The sequence below is a fragment of the Shewanella sp. SR44-4 genome (assembly GCF_014163715.1).
GTDB lineage: Bacteria > Pseudomonadota > Gammaproteobacteria > Enterobacterales > Shewanellaceae > Shewanella.
The window spans coordinates 1-19,240 of record NZ_JACJDU010000016.1 but is presented as its reverse complement, the minus strand read 5'-3'; the positions used below and the strand labels follow the sequence as shown (position 1 = coordinate 19,240).

Below are 19,240 nucleotides of genomic sequence, written 5' to 3'. Positions count from 1 at the left end.
AAGTAAAATTAACTTTGAACTAGATCCCGAAATCCCTCCTAAGAATAGGACAATATGTCCACAGTGCAATTTTAGGTGGGACATTAATACGCGCCAAATTCATTGAATTTGTGAAGATTTGCGCCAGATCACGCTTAGACAAGTTGTTTTCAGTTTAGGGAATAATAATTGCTATGATCATCAGGTGTTGAAGCAGGCAAACTCTGCCTATTCTTTCAATCTATGAATGACCCACTAAGAGGCTATCTCGCTTATGACTCAATCTGTTTCAGCCACATCTTTGCAGCGCAATGCAATAAAGTTTGTTAAAACCAACACGCAGGTTCCGCTCACCATTGCAGTTAAAGCCATCAACGAACAAGGCCAGGTCGTCGATAAATTTGTCGCTTGCGAACGACCATTAACCGTATATTTAAATTGGCGCCCCATCGTAACCTTAATGACATTGGGGGCTAAACCAGAGTCACTCACTATTGGCTACTTAAAAAACCAGGGGTTTATTAGCGAGTTAAGTCTATTAGAATCGGTTATCGTTGATTGGGAAGTCAGCTCAGCGGCGGTGATAACCCAAGAGATATCTGAAGATATTGAGCAGAAATTGTCTGAAAAAACAGTGACGTCCGGTTGTGGCCAAGGCACTGTTTACGGTGGATTTTTACAAGGCTTGGATGAGATTGATTTACCTACTCCATCACTCAAACAATCGACTATTTATGCCTTACTCGGCAATATCAATGCTTATAATGAAACCTACAAAAATGCCGGCGCTGTGCATGGTTGCGGAATATGCCAAGACGAACAAATTTTAGCATTTGTTGAAGATGTTGGCCGCCACAATGCCGTTGATACGTTGGCGGGAGATATGTGGTTAGATCAGCAAACGGGACACGATAAGATTTTCTACACTACAGGCAGATTAACATCAGAAATGGTCATCAAAGTCGCCAAAATGGGCATACCAGTATTGTTGTCACGCAGTGGCGTTACCCAAATGGGCCTAGATTTGGCCAAACAAATGGGCATTACCTTGATAGCTCGTGCTAAAGGGCGACATTTTTTGGTGTATCACGGCAGTGAAACGATTGAGTTTGATGCCACTAAAGATTAAGGACGTAATGTGGCCCATTGTTGGCGTATTGCTGGGGTTAAAAAGCTCCACGCTAAAATACGGGTCGTTTTATTACCTTGTGTCATCTCGATGGTTTTGACTTCCACAGCATTAAGCTGTTTAAGTAGTTGATAACAAGGTTTGAGATTGTCCGACTTTGACACAAGTGACGTAAACCATAGCACTTGGTTGGCATAATCATGGCTTTGCTTGATCATGTTGGCTAAGAATTTTTGCTCACCACCATCACACCATAACTCGGCTTTTTGACCGCCAAAATTAAGCGTCGGTTTAGCCTGACTAACCGCTAACTTACGCGATTGTTGACCATGTTTTTGTTGCTGGCTTTTGGCTAAATTTTTGACTTTCCGTAATGAACCTTCGGAAGCTTCAGCGAGTGAGCGATGAAACGGTGGATTACACAAGGTGACATCAAACCGTTCATCTGCAGCGATGATATTCTTAAATATATGCTCAGGTTGCGGCTGTAATCTTAACTGTAAATGCGTGGTAATCTGGGCGTTTTGCTGAGCAATTTTAGCAACATTGTCGATAGACACAGGATCAATATCTGACGCCACAAATTGCCAACCGTAGGCTTGAATACCCAGCAATGGATAAATTCCATTGGCACCAGTGCCGATGTCTAACCCTCGAATACTTGCCCCTTTGACTACTTTGCCTTTAACCGCTAATAAATCAGCAATGTAATGCAAATAGTCCACACGCCCAGGGACTGGCGGGCATAAATATCCTTCAGGAATATCCCAACCGTTAATATGATATTCGCTCAGCAATAATGCTGCATTGAGGCTTTTTACCGCTTTTGGGTCAGCAAAATCAATGGAAGGATTACCATAAGGATTTGGCCGAACAAAAGCGGCTAGTGCTGGCATAGCAACGATCAATGCAGCAAAGTCATAACCCTGTAGATGGGCATTACGCGGATGCAATGATTTTGATAACACTGGCTTGTTAGGCTTCACAGAAACAGGATTAACCTTGGTAGCGGATCGGCTTGGCGAGCGCTTAGCTGCATTATGCTTGGCTCGCATCGGAGGAGTCGTTGAACGGGTCATTAATCGTATAAATATTTAGTAAATAATAAGTTAACCACAATAGAGCGACCGACTTCTTGTTCCATAAGGCGGTTGACTGTCTCATAGCATTCACGGCGGATCTCTTCACGACCAGATAAGGATTTAACCTTTTCTTCTGACTGATTACCCAAAATTTCAACAATGGCCGAGCGTAATAAAGGATCATGATGTTCTAAGCTCATTAAATCGTTCGGATCTTTTACCATCAATTCGACACTGATTTTAACAAAACCTAACTTTTTACGGTTAGAAATATAGTTAGTCACAATATCTGGCTCAAAACCGTAATAAGCATAATCTTCGAGGGCTGGTTCATCAGCGGCATGGACATTAAATGCGAAACAACACAGCATAACTAACGTTGAAACCAATTTTTTCATAGTGAGAGACACCCTTTCAATGTGGAACGTTAATTAAATAAGCCATCGTGCCCACTCCCTAAGAGTGTTTGCTCATCTTTGACATGATAGACTACTGCCGTTGAGATATATTGTAACGAGTTTTAGATGAACGTGACCAGTATTAGCTTTCCTTATGGTGAATCAATTCATTGGTTTTCGCCACAAAAGATCGATTCATTGCCTCATAGCCAACTTAAAGAGTGGCTATTAGCAACCGGAAGTTTGACCCAGCGCCTCAAGACACACTGCAAACACTTTGAAGTGAAAGTGTTAGGCGAGCATTTACTTGAGCCTCTAGCAGATGAATTTCCTGCTCAAACTAACCCTGTTTGGGTCCGCGAAGTATTATTGTGTCTTGACGGCACCCCTTGGGTATTTGCCCGCACACTGATCCCACAGACTATTTTAGGCACTCAATCCCCTAATAATCAAAATGCTGATGATAAACAGATTCGCAATCAACAGAATGATTTTACTCGCCTTGGCACCCGACCTTTAGGTGAGTTATTGTTTAATAGCCCAGACATTACTCCCGGCAATATTGAAGTCGCTCAGTTTGAAACCTGTGGCCGTTTAGCAGCACTAGCCACCAGCTTAAATCAACAGGTTAACAGTAGTTTATGGGGGCGTAGACGTTACTTTAACTTGCACGGTTCACAGCTTATTGTCAGCGAAATATTTCTGCCTGCGGCTGTCGAGTATATCAATCAAAGCACTTAAGGTTAATGCTACTCAGCATCTTGTAAACCTAACTCAGTAATCAAAATAAAAAACGCCCTTATGGGCGTTTCTGTTGTTTGCTACGAGAGATTAAACTCGTTTGCGCTGATAGCCCAATAGACCGAGCATTAATACACTTAACCACCCCAAACTACCACCGCTACTACCACTATCTGTTGTGGTTGTGGTTGGGGTTGGGGTAGTCACTGCCACTATTGGCGACGATACTGTGATTGTTTGACTGGCTGTCGACTCGTTACCCTGAGAATCTGTGGTCTTTAAGGTAATAGTATAACTGCCAGCGGCTGTATAGGTATGACTTGGGTTTTGAGCGGTACTAGTATTGCTATCGCCAAAATTCCATTGATAAGTCAAGTTACCAAAACCTTGGCTGGAGGTGTTTGTCAGAGCCACAGTTAAGTTCGTCGGTAATAAAGTAAAAGCAGCTATTGGCAGAATAACCACTCGGACGACGTCGGTTGCTGTCACGGTATTACCCGCGCCATCGGTAACAATAACACTGACGTTATAATCACCCGATGTGGAATAAGTATAGCTAGGGGCAGTATCGGTACTGGTGGCATTATTCACGCCAAACGACCATGTATAAGTGTAATCAGTGCCGCCACTCACGACCACATTAAAACTAACATCTGCACCGGTTGCTTGTGCATTAATGTCGGCGACAAGTGTCACCGGTGGTAGCACGCTGCTGTCAGACAAAGCAAATTCAACGGTTGCAGTACTGCTGTCTGTTGCTTGCTCTGTGACTTGCATGGTTAGGCCTAACTCAGGCAATATCAGCCCAGCCTGTGGTTTTAGCGGCGCGCTGTAATCACGATTGTCGTCAAATAGCGGCTCGGCGGCTAAGTGGCTATCACCACTGTATGAACTTTGAGCAAATAAGCTAAATGCTGCATCGCGAATTTGCACATCAGTAGATTGACTGCCAATCAAATTTTGGTCTGCATCGACCACGCCAATTAACCCTTTTCCAGGATGTTCTGACACATTGTTATCGGTTTGATTAAAGTTTTCTAACCATAACAGCACACCGGGTTCGTATTTGTCATAAACCAGCCCAGCGTCTACACCTTGGTGGCTGCGTAATTGCACAATGTAACGTCTCGCTTTACCAGCAAGACTGTCTTCAATTCGGCTAAAACCGGATAGCGTTGCAATGCCGCTTGATTCGGCGCCATCGATATAAAATGCCGTGCCTTGATTAGTTAATTGAATATCATCAATCGCCATACCATAATCACCAACGGCCTCATCGGTTTTATAGACCACGCTGATTTGCACATCACGACCGGCATATGCACTCAAATCAAATATTAGATCAACCCAGGCATCGCTTCCATAAGCGGTACTAATGTCGCTCGATTTACCGCTAATAGAGTGTTTTACCGTAGGGTAAATTGAATTTGTACTATTTGTGTAGTTACCTTCTATAGCAACGCTATCAACCAACACCTGCACATAATCATAATCGTCTTCAATATCCCAATGGGCTTGAAATGATAATGCTAATGGCGTATCTAATGGTAAGGTCACATCAAATGACATGGCATTATTGATCATATTACCCTGACCCGAATAATACTGATATTGACCCGTTAGTGGTGCTTTAAAAGCAACAGCCTCAGCGGGTAGTGCTATAGATAGCTGGTTTACGGCATCAGTATTGACGGCATGGTTAAGTTGCACAGCGGTACCGCTACTGGTTAAATCGGCCAGAGATATATGCTGCTCATTAACCCACTTACCCTTGTATTTTTGCTGTAAGAAAGATTTTGCATATGGGCTAAACCCACTTGGTTGAGCACCAGCAATACTACCGGTCCAGCTACCGCCAGACATCAATGACCAAGCACCTACAGGTGAACCATCACCACTATTAGTGGTGTCGTACTCATCTGGTAAGCCTAAGTCATGACCAAACTCGTGGGTGCATACTCCAGCCGCTGCATCGATTGGCTGCACGGTGTAACCGAATACCTTAAGGGAGCGACCAGGAATAATATAACCATTGGTATTTGAATCGACATAAAAACGATGCGACCAAATGGCATCCTCACCTAATACTCCACCACCAGCTTCTTCACCGATGCTTGAATGAAACAGCATCACGTGATCGATAATACCGTCTGCTTCATCATAATTACCGTCGCCATCGATATCGAAAGGGTCTTCAATATCATAGCTTTCAAGTTCAGTATCACTCATACCGCTTACTGCTTTGGTGACGGCTTCTTTTACTAGCTCGGGTACCGCATTATCATTGTCATCGGAGTCATTGCCACCATAATAAGCGGCATTATTGTCTGCGGTAAACCAGTCTTGCACTTGGCCAGTAAAATAAAAACTATTGCCAGACACCGCCTGAAAATACTGATAAGCCGATTGCAGGGTTTGATTACTTGGGCCTGTAAAACCGGTTTTTGAAAATAGCAGTTGCTGATAATGTGATGTTGGGTAGCTGCTGTAATACATGTCCGTATCACCTACGTTAAGCTGGTTAGCATCGTGAGGTAAATCAGGAAAGTCTACCAATACAGCTAACACCTTTACCGTTTTAGTAATATCTTGATCGGCTAAAACTTTGTTATTTGCTGCGGTATATTGAACATTTTTAGTGTTTTTTTGCGCTGAGCGTTTAATGCGTAATTGTTCCGCTTTCACTTCAATGGCAGCAGGTTTAAAAGTAGCATTTCGACCACGGCTTACAAAAGCATCTACAGCAGCTTGTTTTTCAGCTTCGCTGGCATCAACACTCACTTCGCCGCGTTTAATTAACCAATACAATACTTGTTGTTCATTAATTAGCCCTGCATCTGCAGGTGTACCGGTTTGTGGAGCAGCAACAGCCATGCTGCTACATGCAAGCAATAAAGATGAAACGGCTAACCCTTGATATTTAGTCAACTTACTCATTACGACTTACCTGTATTTGGTGTTGGTTTATGGCATTTTTCAAATGCTTTTTGGCGTTTAGTTATATAATCAGCAACAATTTTATCTATTTGTGCTTGATCCATGTCCGCGGTGATGAGCCCTTTCTTGCGCAAATTTTCAGTTAATTTGGTGCGATCAAGTAAAGGTGGCATCGCACTTGGACCACAATCTTTAATTAATGGTTTGGTTACCACTACAGTGGCTGCTTGTTCGTCTACCTTTGATGCTGCTGACTGATTTTGACACCCTTGCAAGGTCATAAAAACAAGCCCCAACATGACGATAATATATTTCATAATTCACCCCAAACAATAATTACATGACATTAACAGTTGCAACCACAGGGTTACAATTAAATTAGACATTCTTTAATGTAAATAAATCTATTCGATTAAAAATTAATACAAATGGCTATTGACCCAGCGTCAAAAAGCAGCAAGCCGACTCGGTTAAGTCGGCTTACTGCAGTTACTTAGCGCAATGCTTATCTATAACAATTTAGCTTAATTCACCGTGGAGTTGATATAATTTGATATTCCATCCAGTAACATTTGTACTGATATCATCACCAATACCATCCCCATGAGTCGCTCTACCGCGATTAAGCCTTTCTCACCAAGGATACGAGTAAACAACTTATAGAACATTAAAATAACGGCACTCATGCCCCATGCTGAGACCAACGCAATAGTCCAATCGGTCATGCGGCTGCTATCTGTGTGCGCCAATAGGATCAAGGCCGCTAGAATAGATGGACCAGCCATTAGCGGGATAGCCATCGGAACAATAAAAGGCTCTTCACCAGCAGCTAATCCAGCCACGCCCCCCGGCGAAGGGAAGATCATTTTAATCGCGATTAAGAACAAGATAATGCCGCCCGCAATGCTTACGGATTCAGAACGTAAGTTCAGAAAGTTAAGAATAGCTTCACCAGCATACAAAAACGACAACATGATAACCAACGCAAACAGCAGTTCGCGGATTAAGACTTTACGGCGTTTTTTGGGATCAATATGCCGCAGTATGGAAGCGAATATAGGTAAATTACCCAGCGGATCCATAATCAAGAACAACATGACGGCTGCAGAAAAAATATCCATGGACAACAATCTTTTAATTAACAAAATATGGGCTACATTGTATACCCAACGCAGTAACATAAGCGATGAAAACAGCCAGTTTATTGATGATTACAAGGCGTTAGTTGTTAAAAATAGTGAATAATGCCTCATCAAAAATAGCCACATACGCTTGCCAAAGTGATGACCCGAAAAAGGTTTTTGGCTTTAACGTCAATGACTAGATCTGCATTCTCTATAGGTTCTAAGTAAATTTTTCAGCTTGAGATATTCACACGCTACAATACTGGTTTAAAATGGTATACTGCGTTGTTTTTTTCGATTTATTTCTGGATAACATGCTCTATCTAATCGCTAGCTGTATTGCACTGCTGTTTGGGCCACTTTTTTATCGCTTCTTTTCATCAGGTAGCGGATTACAAAAAGGCCTAGATGGATTTATATTCGTCTCCCTTGGCGGATTGGTGCTCATTCATATTTTGCCAGAACTGTTGGAGCATGGTGGGTTTATCACGCTATTGTTTGTCATGCTTGGCGTTTGGGGCCCGACAGCCAGTGAAAAACTGTTTCATCGATATTCAGAAATCACCCACAACATCACCCTCACACTCGGCATTGGCGGACTATTACTGCACACCATTACAGACGGTGGAGCGATGGTATTGGCACAACAAGAGGGCAATTCGACACTTCTAGCCTTAGGCGTGATCATGCACCGCCTACCTGTTGGCGTCGCTATTTGGTGGTTACTCAAACCTCAAGTCGGCACTCGATGGGCTAGCGCCGTTTTAGCTGCAATGATGGTATTAACCAGCGTCGGCTACTTTGCTGGCGAACATTTGTTAACTCAATTAAGTCTTGAAAACACGGTTTACTTGCAAGCCTTTGTTACCGGTTCTATTTTACACGTGGTATTACATCAACCTCATGGTCATCAACAAGAAGACAAGCAAGGTCAATATCAATACCAAGCAGGCATTGGCAGCCTATTAGGTTTAGGGTTATTAGCCCTACTGCTACTGATGGATACTGGTGGCCATGAACACGCTCATAAAGACCATGGTTCAGAGCAATTCGTTAGTTGGTTGCTGACTATTTCTCCTATTTTATTAGGCAGTTATTTTATCGCCACCGCTAGGTTTGCTGCTGGATTACGCCCATCTCATCCTTCCCTAGGGTTACGTTGGTTGCAGCGTCTAGCGGGTCCTGAAGCATTGTTAATTACCTTATTACTATTGGGCCCTTGGTTTGCGCTTTACCAAATATTAGGGCTATTAGCTATTGGGGCACTAATGACGCTGACAAAAGTTGATATAACAGATCCGCACCCAACACTTTCTGAGTCACCTTGGCGCTTTGGCTTTAACCAATTAGTCGACCGAAGTGCCCCCTGGATTATCCTTAGCTTAGTATTAGCAAACCTAATAGGTCATCCCTCTGTTCCGCTTGAGAACCCCGCATTACAGGTATTTATTTTGCTATTAGTCTTTTTACCGATGCGTTTTTGTAATTTAGGCACGGTAATTTTGGCGCTTGCCTTGGCTTACAGTGGTTGGAGCCAAATTGCAGTGGCATTTACTTTACTCGCTGCGCCGGTACTCAGCATCGGCCAGTTGAAGTTAATGAATTGGAAACAAGGACTCATGTTAGGCGGGATTTTACTGGTAGGATTAATGGTGGCAGATCAACTCACTCTGAGCTCATCATTAACATTACAGTTACCTGAGGCGGCCAATATACTTGGTCTAGTGGCAATCGTTTTATTGTTTGGCGCCAGCTTATTGCGACTTGGACCTCGAAAATTTTTAAGCCGTTTGATGATCAACCTAAAATCAGCACCACATAGCCATGACCACGGCCATCATTCAGACACAAAGGTTGCACATCATCACGAGTCAACTTCGACACATAAACATCATCATTAATCATAATCGATTTATTAGGTTATCATGGCGGTGTCGATACTTTTAAGGGGCAGTCATGTGTATTTTATTTATTGCCGTTGAGGCGCATCCAGATTACCCCTTAATTGTCTGTGCTAACCGCGATGAATTTCATCACAGAGCAACCGAACCCGCCTATCGTTGGGCAACAACACCAATCATTATCGCAGGGCAAGATAAACAAGCCGGCGGTACTTGGTTAGGAATTAATGAACAGGGTCAATTTGCTGGGCTAACCAATATTCGAGCAATCGAACAGCAAGATGGCGTTCGCAGTCGTGGAGAGTTAGTCGTTGACGCGCTAACCAAACAACACATCAATAGCCAATGGTTAACTGAACACTCGATAAACTACAATCCGTTTAATTTAGTCTTCGAACAGCACAATCAACTCCATTGCTTTAACAGTAAAACCTTAACGACCACTTTGCTTAAGCCTGGTTTTCATGCTGTGAGTAACGGTGCGCTGGATGATATATGGCCTAAAATGGCTAAAGGTCAGCAACAGCTACAAAGCTATATCAAACAAATGCAATCACCTTGCATAGACCAATTACTCAATATCATGCGCGATACTTCTCAACCCAAAGATCAAGATTTACCTCAAACAGGCATTAGTCTTGAGTGGGAACGGCGTCTATCATCTATTTTTATCGAACATGAGGAATACGGCACTCGTTCAACGAGCATTGTGTTGAAACACCGCAGCAGTAAAGTACAACTTACTGAAGTGAGATACGATGGTAAGGCGCGCAATTTAGGCTCTCAACGTTTTAACCTTGGCTAGAAACCAGCCTTACTTAAATAATCGCCAAACACAAACTGTGACCTGCTGCACAGTCTGGTCATTATTTCATATCAGCTATCGCTAAACCTCACTAATCACCATAGGCAACATTCATTTTTACAACCTAGATCAAGGTTATTTGATCACGAACATTGCATACTTCGCCTGTTGCTAATTTACTCCCGGAGGACACGCCTTGAAGCAGCCCACTCAGATTAGTTGGGATCAGTCGATGATCGAAAAGTACAATTACAGCGGTCCCCGTTATACTTCTTACCCGACCGCACTAGAGTTTGACGATGCCTTTACTGAGCAAAATCTACTGACATCTATTAAAAACAGTAAGTCAGACAAACTGTCGCTATATGTGCATATTCCTTTTTGCGCCAAGCTTTGCTACTACTGTGGTTGTAATAAAATTATTACTCGCCATGCTCATAAAGCAGATCAATACATTGAATATCTGGCCACTGAAATTATTAAGCGCGCTCCATTATTCAAAAATTACACTGTAACCCAAATGCATTGGGGTGGCGGAACACCGACATTTTTAAGCCCTGAACAAATTCTTAAACTGACCGCACTAATTAAACAACACTTTAATTTTGCTGACGTGGGTGAATACTCAATTGAAGTTGACCCGCGAGAGATAGAACTCAGCATGTTAGACACCTTAAAAGAAGCTGGGTTTAACCGGGTGTCTATTGGTGTGCAAGACTTTAATAAAGAAGTACAAATTGCCGTTAACCGTGAGCAAGATGAACAATTTATTTTCGACTTAATTGCCAGAGCAAAAGAACTCGGTTTCGTGTCCACTAACGTTGATTTAATTTACGGTTTACCGCTGCAAACGCCAGAAACCTTTGCAAAAACCATTGCACGCATTATTGAGCTATCGCCTGATCGTCTATCGGTCTTTAACTATGCACATTTACCATCGCGTTTTGCTGCACAACGTAAAATTAAAGAACATGATATGCCTGCTCCACAACAGAAATTAGATATGCTTCGCCAAACGATAGAATCGTTAACAGATGCGGGTTATCAATTTATTGGTATGGACCATTTTGCCAAACCCAATGATGAGTTGGCAAAGTTACAAAATGCCGGCAAATTACATCGTAATTTCCAAGGGTACACCACCCAAGAAGAATGTGACTTGCTTGGGTTAGGGGTATCATCTATCAGCCAAATTGGCGACTGCTATGCCCAAAATCAAAAAGATATTCGTCCATACTACGAATCTATTGATGCTAATGGTCATGCATTATGGAAAGGCTGTAGCTTAAATCACGATGATGAAATTCGTCGCGCGGTCATTAAACAGATTATCTGTCATTTTGATTTAGACATGGATAAAATTGAACAAAAGTTTGCTATTAACTTTGATGAATATTTTGCTGAAGATCTAAAACTGTTGCAAACATTCATTAATGATAAATTGGTTGATATCACAGACCGCAAACTTACCGTTAGCACGACCGGTCGTCTACTTATTCGAAATATCTGTATGTGCTTTGATGTATATTATCGTCAAAAAGCTCGTCAGCAACAGTTTTCAAGGGTTATTTAACTCACTGTTTATGCAAAGTAGAATACAAAAATAGCCAGCATTTGCTGGCTATTTTTTTACTCACATTCGCCATTTACTTCGCTTTTTTAGCGTATAACGCTTTGCGGTCACTGTCAGACATAAAGGCCATTTCAACCCCATTACGTTGCAATGTCGCCAGTTGACTATCACTGAAACCCATTTCAGATTTAACCACACGATATTCATGAGCGATATCAATAGCACTCACTCCTGGGTCATCGGTATTAAGACCAATTAATACACCAGCATCCATAAATTTACGCAGTGGATGAACATCGTAATCTTGAACGGTAGACGTATGTAAGTTGCTAGTTGGACATGATTCAATTCCAATACGATGCTTGGCCAAATACTCCATCAACTTCGGATCATGAATCGCATTCACGCCATGCCCAATTCGGGTTGCACCCAGTACGTTAATGGCTTGCCACATACTTTCAGCACCCGCGGCTTCACCAGCATGGGCGGTAACTTGTAGCCCTGCATCTCGAACACGCTTAAAGTGCTCAGTAAACAAATCGCCTGGGAAACCAAGTTCATCGCCGGCTAAGTCCATCGCCACAATGCTGTCACGATGGGCAAGTATGCCTTCAAGTTCTAAGCGGCATTTTTCTTGTCCAAAAGAACGCGACATAATACCAATGAGGTTAACGCTAATATCCTGCTCTTTTACACCTGCACGTACACCATCGATAACGGCTTCAACGACACCTTCAATGGGCAGATTATGATTCATCGCCATGTAATAAGGGCTAAAGCGCAATTCAGCGTAATCTAACCCTTGCGATGCTGCATCAATAACATTTTCATAAGCAACACGCTTTACAGCATCTAGATCAGCTAATACCGCGACCATCCAATCTAGTTTCTTCAAAAAATCGACTAGGTTGTTCTCTTTCCCTTGGATTTGCACAAATGGCGCAAGCTCTTCTAGCGAATTAGCGGGTAACTGAATACCGTGTTGGTGGCCTAATTCCCAAATAGTTTTTACATTAACATTACCGTCTAAATGTCGATGCAAATCAACCAACGGAATGGTTTTATCTATCATAATTAACCCCTATAAACTTACCCTGCCATTAGTTTAATTTTGTCGGTCAGAGAATCGTATTCAGTTTAACATGTATTTATACAAATTCTGATGGCCAATGTTTTTTTCTGGAATCTACCACACTAAAAAGCAAACGCTAATTTGGAATGTGTTTTTTATACTTAAATCGGGCATACTCTAATGCTAACAAACAGATTAAACCATAAAGGACTATAGATGCGCTTGCTTATCCTACCTGCACTGATAATGTTAAGTTTATTGGGTTGTAGTAGCCATTCAACCACGACTCAGGTTGATACCCCAATCACTGGCCAACAAACGCAGATAGATAGAGATTTACAAGCGATTATAGACCAGAGTTGGGCGGTTAATTTAGCTTACTCACCGGAGTTAGCCGCCAGTTTAGGAGATGCATCAGTAGCTGCAAAGCTTGACGATTTATCTGCAGAAACATTAGCAGAAAAGAACCAACAGACGCTCAAAATTCTCCATACACTTAAGCAGCTTGACCGGAAAAACTTATCCAAATCAGATGTCATCAATGCTAAGATTTTACAAGACCAGCTACAAAACGAAGTCGACATGTATCGGTTTCATGACCACTATTTACCCATAACAGCTGAAAGTGGTTTTCATGCTTATATTGCGTCTATTGCTAAAGCTCGCTTCAATAGTATTGAAGATTATCAGCACTATTTAGCTAAACTTGAACAATTACCACGTTATTTTGCCCAACAAACATATTGGCTCAAACAAGGTTTAGCCAGCGGTATTACTCCGGCAAAAATCACCCTGAATGGATTTGAAGACAGTATTAGCGCATTTATTGTTCCGGTTGAGAGCAGCGGCTACTTTACTCCGTTTACCCACTATCCTGACCATTTTAGCGCAACAGAAAAAAATACGCTGACCCAACAAGGCAAAACAACCGTAGAACAAATCGTGCTTCCTCTGTACCAACAGTTTTATAATTTCATGACTGAGGAGTATATTCCCAACGCACGAATAGACATCGCGGCTTCGGCTTTACCAGATGGCGCTGCGTTTTATCAAAACAGAGTTGAGTATTACACCACGCTGCCAATGACAGCTGAACAAGTCCATCAACTTGGATTACAAGAAGTTGCTCGTATAAGATCAGAAATGGAGCAGGTAATTAAAGGTGTTGGCTTTAAAGGCAGTTTTGCGGATTTTTTAATGTTTTTACGCACGGATCCACAGTTTTATCCTAAAACCGCTGATGAGTTACTTAAAGAAGCAGCATTTATTGCCAAAAAAGCAGATGCCATGTTGCCTAAGTATTTCGGCAAATTACCGCGCACACCTTATGGTATTGCACCGGTACCTGCTGAAATTGCGCCTAAATACACCACAGGGCGCTACTCGGGTTCAAACCGTGACGACGAGCCTGGCTATTATTGGGTAAACACCTACGCCTTAGACAAGCGACCACTCTATGAGCTTGAAGCTCTAACCCTACACGAAGCAGTGCCTGGGCACCATTTACAAATATCACTCAATAAAGAACTCACTGACTTACCTAATTTTAGACGTTACAGTTACATCTCTGCATTTGGTGAAGGTTGGGGCTTATATTCAGAATATTTAGGCGTAGAAGCTGGATTTTATCAAGACCCATACAGTAACTTTGGCCGGCTAACCTATGAGATGTGGCGTGCGGCGCGTTTAGTCGTCGACACCGGCATGCATGCTAAAGGTTGGAGCCGCCAACAAGCGATAGATTTTATGGCCGGTAATACTGCACTTTCAATGCACAACGTTACCACTGAAATAGATCGCTATATTTCCTGGCCTGGCCAAGCGTTGTCATACAAAATTGGTGAATTAACCATAAAACGGTTACGGGCTAAGGCTGAAAAGGCATTAGGAAAAAACTTTGATATCCGAAAGTTTCATGATGCCATTTTAGAAAATGGTTCTATCCCAATGTCGGTATTAGAACAAATGGTTGATGAGTTTATTGCTAGCCAAAAGGCGATAATAAAACAAGCAAGTAACGGATAATCAGACAGATAAATACATCGAACACACAATACTTTAGATATAAATGAGCTGGCTTAATAACTATGCATTACATGAAATTTTCATCAGAACTAAAGCTCGATACCAGTGAGCAACGACACTTTTGGCAACAAGTACACCAATCGAGTTTCTGTACTGATGACGGTATAAATATTGCCTATGCGATGATCCAACATCCAAACAATCAGCGCGCAATCGTGATAAGCAATGGCAGAGTTGAATCCTATATAAAATATCAAGAATTGATGTTTGATTTATACCAACAAGGATTTAGCGTTTACGCTTTAGATCATCGAGGACAAGGGTTATCAGACCGGCTGACACACAATCCACATCAGGGTTATGTTGCCAACTTTACCGATTACACTGAGGATTTAACTCAATTTATTGAGCAGGTCGTACGCCAACAACAGCATGATGAGCTATTTATCATCGCTCACTCAATGGGATGCACCATTGCCAGCGATTACATTAATCAACACCCAAATACGTTTACGGCAGCAGTCTTCTCTGCTCCAATGTTTGGTATTCGATTACCGTTTACAAAACCCATCATTCGGTGGCTAGCACAAAAGCTTGATACTAATCGTCTGGAAGCAAATAAAGTACACAGTACATTTGTAATAGGGGGAACTCATTACAAACCAGACAGCTTTAAACGCAACCGACTCACTCATAGCCAACAACGCTATAAGCACTATCGCAATATCTTTGAAGAAACCACTAAAGCACAGTTAGGCTCACCGACTAACCATTGGTTACTAGAGGCAATGGATGCAGCGGAGAAATGCATTGACTACGCTAAGCACAGCCAAACTCCGATACTAATTTTGCAAGCTGAAAGAGACACTATTGTCTGCAATGAGGCGCAAAACGTAGCACTAAGTACTCATTGCCATAAAGTCATTATTGAAGGCGCATATCACGAAGTGTTCATCGAAAAAGATAACATGCGTAATATCGCCCTATCTCATACCATTGACTTTATTGCACAACACTCAAAGATAACTGTGTCTTAATTAATTGAATAATGTCGTCATGTGCTAATGGGCGGCTGATAATATAGCCTTGAAACCAAGTACATTTTGCATGGGTCAGTAAATTGAGTTGCTGCTTATTCTCGACTTGTTTAGCCACTACAGGGAAGTTTAACTTAGTGGCAAACTCAACAATGGCATTCACTATGTTAAAGGTTTCAGGGTTATATTCTATGTCCTCAATATAAACAGCTGCTAACTTCACTTGTGAAAAACGAATACCTTGTAATAAATGGACCGCGCAAGAACCTCCACCAAAATTATCCATCGCAATGTTGACACCAAATCGTTGTAACTCAGCTATTTTGTTTCTGGCAACATTTGCGTTCACCACGAATACATCTTCAGATAATTCGAACTGAAACAATGCAGGAGAGACATGTGCTGCATTGATTCGGTTCATCACTACGTTTACAAAATGATCTTGATGAAAGTGACGTGAAGATACATTTAATGACATTAAAGGAACTGTCGCATTTGCCTGTTGCAGTGTTTGAATAAGTTCACAGACTTGATCTAATGCCCACAGCTCTAATTCAAAGATACAATCAGACAGTTCAGCTGACGCAATAAACTTACGAGGGCTAATATATCCGTACTGTGGGTGATACCAACGCATTAGTACTTCAATGCTATTGAGCTGCCCGGCCTGATCAACAACGGGTTGATAAACCAATGACATCTGCTTGTTCTGGATAGCCAGTTTCAACTCGTTTTGTAATTTGAATGGTTGCACTTGATTCTGGTCTAATTCCGGTTGATAAATAGCGCAACCATTAGAGCGACTATCTTTTGCTTGCTCCAGAGCGCTATCTGCACGGGCCAATAATATTTGAGGTTCTAATGACTCAATACCATCAAAAACAACTAATCCGATCCGAGCTGAAATTGATAAGTTTTGATCTGAAATGGTGTAACCGCGGCCAATTAACTGCCTCACTTCACTTGCCAATGCTAATGCACGTTTATTTGCTTGATCAATTTCATTACCAAAATTTTTGGCTAGAATAACGAACTCGTCCGCGCCAAGTCGAGCAACCAAACCAGCACTAGAAAATGTGCCAGATAAGCGTGCTGCTATCTGCATTAATAATCTATCACCAAGTTGATGACCCAAAGCATCATTAATTAATTTAAAATTATCTAAATTAATCATAAGCAGTGCAGAAAACTGACCAGTCTTGCGGCTAAGAACCTGTAAATCATAGAGCTGATCGGCTAATACATCACGATTAATTAAATCCGTAAGACCACTATGACCCTGTTTATCGGTTGTAATATGTTGGCTTTTTACATCACCAGAAACATCTGTTATTGTGCCGATAATTCGTAATGGCCGTCCTAATTCATCCCACTCAACTATTTTGCCACGATCTAGAATCCAAATATATCGTCCATCTTTATGACGTAAACGATGCACACTTTCATAATATTCATGTTGATTACTGATGTAATTCTGTAAGGTATTTAATACCTGCGCCTTATCATCACGATGTAAACGCGACTCCCAAACAGAATAATCATTATCGAGCTCATAAGGTTGATAACCTAGGATATCTTTCCAACGATCAGAAACAAACACATCGCCAGTAGCAATACACCAATCCCAAATACCATTACGAGCACCCTCAACCACAAAAAGCCAACGTTGCTCTGCATCATTGAGGCGTTTTTTACTGCGAGATAACCGGCCATTAACCTGATTCAAATAATCGCGTAAGTTAACTAGTTCGGTCGATGTGCACACGATATCAGTATTGAAATCAGGAGAGTCGAGGTTTTTAGCGGCTTGGCTTAATTGAGTTAACGGTCTAATCAGTAAATAATGCAACATGACACAGAATAAAGACAACAATAGAGCACCAATCCCCCATATCTCTATAAAGCGCTTTAACAGACTATCAACCGCTTCTGATAAAATATTGGCAATGTCATATTCTAGATAAATAAGCTCTACAGAATTTGAATAACTATAACGAGAATTAGCATTAAGAGGATAGTAAGCCTGAATCGATAAACGGTCCAAATTCACCTTTAAATAAGGTTTATTATTGGTGATAACAATTCTATGTAAATCAACAGAATAACCTTCTAGCACGTTAGTGGCATTACTTTCTCGCCAAATAATATGATTAGCGAATTGAATTTCACTACTCGAATCAAGTATCACATACACCATCATGTTTTGATCTGTTGAAACTAAAGCAACCTCCTGCTCTATTCGTTCTAAATCATGCGTCAACAGCGATGATTCAACGACATGCCGCATTCGAAATAAATCTTTCTGTATTTGCTCTGACTGTCTTAATGCAAGCTGATCATTTAGCTCTGCATGCTCATAGAAATACTCCCCACATACCAAGCCAAGGTAAAGGATAAAGATACATGCAGGAACAAGTAGAGACAGAGAAAGTTTTGGCAACCGAGGCAAAATAGACCCACCCAATTAAATATATGAAGATATGCTAGCGGTAATCTTATCAATAAGTAAAGAAATAGTTATGAATCCTAATAGCATATACGACATAAAAACTTTTTATTTATTAAACACTTTAAATAGATCTACACACTTTAACTTGTTTAACGGATAAGTGTTATTTTATTTACACAGATGAAGTATGACACACAGCTCAAACCACTAGCATATTATCAATAAGGTTAAAGTGGTAGGAATATACAGCAGACGAAATCAACTTATGCTAACAATAGATTATATCAATTTTCAGATACCGAAATTTGGTTTCAAGATTAATAATTGCTCGAAAAAAAAACAATAAAGCCTTATACCTACTACATATCATGTAAAAAATGATGATATCTTCCACAATATTTTACATTATCACCATGAATTAGCAGTAATGACTCTGGTGAAAAAAATTAGCATCTTGTTTACTGAAGTAAATATTGTTAAAGACCTGCATGTCAGTAAATGGCAGAAGTAAAAATACCTGATTATCACGCCAGGTCACGACTCTTTCAAGTCAATTAGGCGCCTGGAAATGACCTACTCTTGATTATCCCCGAAGGTGACGCATGGGTATATCGTCTGCACTATGATGGATGCTATCAACCACCGTACTCTCAAATTTTGAACTAAAAAAACCCGCTATATGATCGCGGGCTGTTTCGCGACTCTTTCGAATCAATTAGGCGCCTGGAAATGACCTACTCTTTTATCCCCGAAGGGGACGCATGGCCATATTCGACAAACTGCTGTCATGTTTTGGCCAATCACAAACTCTACACTATAAATTGCAGACGTAAAAAAGCCCGTTACGTTAGTAACGGGCTGTTTCACTACTCTTTCGAGTCAATTAGGCGCCTGGAAATGACCTACTCTCGCATGGGGAGACCCCAAACTACCATCGGCGATACTGTGTTTCACTTCTGAGTTCGGAATGGGATCAGGTGGTGCCACA

General features: G+C 41.4%; 14 protein-coding genes and 1 rRNA gene. 7 read left to right on the top strand and 8 right to left on the bottom strand.

Annotated features, from left to right (window positions below):
- The first annotated feature begins 253 nt into the window (after positions 1-253).
- Entirely contained in the window at positions 254-1,108 is an 855-nt protein-coding gene (locus H5125_RS09640) for a formate dehydrogenase accessory sulfurtransferase FdhD (RefSeq protein WP_182744133.1), read from the top strand.
- Here the strand turns inward: H5125_RS09640 and rlmF are convergent.
- Both rlmF and H5125_RS09630 read right to left on the bottom strand, forming a co-directional pair.
- Positions 1,105-2,187 (bottom strand): 23S rRNA (adenine(1618)-N(6))-methyltransferase RlmF, encoded by a 1,083-nt coding sequence (gene rlmF, locus H5125_RS09635; RefSeq protein ID WP_182744132.1) that lies wholly within the window; start codon positions 2,185-2,187, stop codon positions 1,105-1,107. The genes H5125_RS09640 and rlmF overlap by 4 nt on opposite strands.
- Positions 2,187-2,588, bottom strand: coding sequence for a flagellar basal body-associated protein FliL (locus H5125_RS09630; protein ID WP_101087457.1), 402 nt, complete (start codon positions 2,586-2,588; stop codon positions 2,187-2,189). The genes rlmF and H5125_RS09630 overlap by 1 nt, the downstream gene beginning before the upstream one ends.
- Positions 2,589-2,714: 126 nt before the next feature.
- Between H5125_RS09630 and H5125_RS09625 the strand changes: the two genes are divergently transcribed.
- Entirely contained in the window at positions 2,715-3,329 is a 615-nt protein-coding gene (locus H5125_RS09625; protein ID WP_182744131.1) for a chorismate lyase, read from the top strand.
- Between the two features lie 90 nt (positions 3,330-3,419).
- Here the strand turns inward: H5125_RS09625 and H5125_RS09620 are convergent, their stop codons facing one another.
- The 3 genes from H5125_RS09620 to H5125_RS09610 all read right to left on the bottom strand — a co-directional run bounded on the left by H5125_RS09620 (position 3,420) and on the right by H5125_RS09610 (position 7,387).
- Positions 3,420-6,266, bottom strand: a complete 2,847-nt coding sequence (locus tag H5125_RS09620) for an immune inhibitor A domain-containing protein (RefSeq protein ID WP_182744130.1) — start codon at positions 6,264-6,266, stop codon at positions 3,420-3,422.
- Complete coding sequence (locus tag H5125_RS09615) at positions 6,266-6,583, bottom strand: hypothetical protein (RefSeq protein WP_162021980.1); 318 nt, start codon at positions 6,581-6,583, stop codon at positions 6,266-6,268. The genes H5125_RS09620 and H5125_RS09615 overlap by 1 nt, the downstream gene beginning before the upstream one ends.
- 207 nt (positions 6,584-6,790) lie before the next feature.
- Positions 6,791-7,387 carry a YhgN family NAAT transporter gene (locus H5125_RS09610; protein ID WP_041412685.1) on the bottom strand — a complete coding sequence of 199 codons (597 nt, stop codon included), beginning with the start codon at positions 7,385-7,387 and terminating at the stop codon, positions 6,791-6,793.
- A 317-nt stretch (positions 7,388-7,704) separates the two neighbouring features.
- Between H5125_RS09610 and H5125_RS09605 the strand changes: the two genes are divergently transcribed.
- The 3 genes from H5125_RS09605 (at position 7,705) to hemN (ending at position 11,669) form a co-directional block, all read left to right on the top strand.
- On the top strand, positions 7,705-9,291 hold the full coding sequence (locus tag H5125_RS09605) for a metal transporter (protein WP_259395432.1): 1,587 nt from the start codon (positions 7,705-7,707) through the stop codon (positions 9,289-9,291).
- Between the two features lie 55 nt (positions 9,292-9,346).
- The gene (locus H5125_RS09600; RefSeq protein WP_182744128.1) at positions 9,347-10,096 is read left to right on the top strand and encodes an NRDE family protein; all 750 of its coding nucleotides are present in this window, start codon (positions 9,347-9,349) and stop codon (positions 10,094-10,096) included.
- A gap of 196 nt (positions 10,097-10,292) precedes the next feature.
- The gene (gene hemN, locus H5125_RS09595; protein WP_162021978.1) at positions 10,293-11,669 is read left to right on the top strand and encodes an oxygen-independent coproporphyrinogen III oxidase; all 1,377 of its coding nucleotides are present in this window, start codon (positions 10,293-10,295) and stop codon (positions 11,667-11,669) included.
- A gap of 73 nt (positions 11,670-11,742) precedes the next feature.
- Here the strand turns inward: hemN and add are convergent, their stop codons facing one another.
- A complete protein-coding gene (gene add / locus H5125_RS09590) occupies positions 11,743-12,741 on the bottom strand; it encodes an adenosine deaminase (RefSeq protein ID WP_101087463.1) in 999 nt (332 codons plus the stop codon).
- Positions 12,742-12,957: 216 nt separating this feature from the next.
- On the opposite strand from add, the gene H5125_RS09585 reads away from it, so the two are divergent.
- The gene (locus H5125_RS09585) at positions 12,958-14,766 is read left to right on the top strand and encodes a DUF885 family protein (RefSeq protein ID WP_182744127.1); all 1,809 of its coding nucleotides are present in this window, start codon (positions 12,958-12,960) and stop codon (positions 14,764-14,766) included.
- A gap of 62 nt (positions 14,767-14,828) precedes the next feature.
- Complete coding sequence (locus H5125_RS09580; RefSeq protein ID WP_182744126.1) at positions 14,829-15,803, top strand: alpha/beta fold hydrolase; 975 nt, start codon at positions 14,829-14,831, stop codon at positions 15,801-15,803.
- On the opposite strand, the gene H5125_RS09575 is transcribed toward H5125_RS09580, so the two are convergent.
- Positions 15,769-18,090 carry a bifunctional diguanylate cyclase/phosphodiesterase gene (locus tag H5125_RS09575; RefSeq protein WP_259395431.1) on the bottom strand — a complete coding sequence of 774 codons (2,322 nt, stop codon included), beginning with the start codon at positions 18,088-18,090 and terminating at the stop codon, positions 15,769-15,771. The two genes, H5125_RS09580 and H5125_RS09575, sit on opposite strands and share 35 nt — an antisense overlap.
- Before the next feature lie 1,051 nt (positions 18,091-19,141).
- Positions 19,142-19,240 (bottom strand): 5S ribosomal RNA (rrf, locus tag H5125_RS09570); the annotation flags it as partial.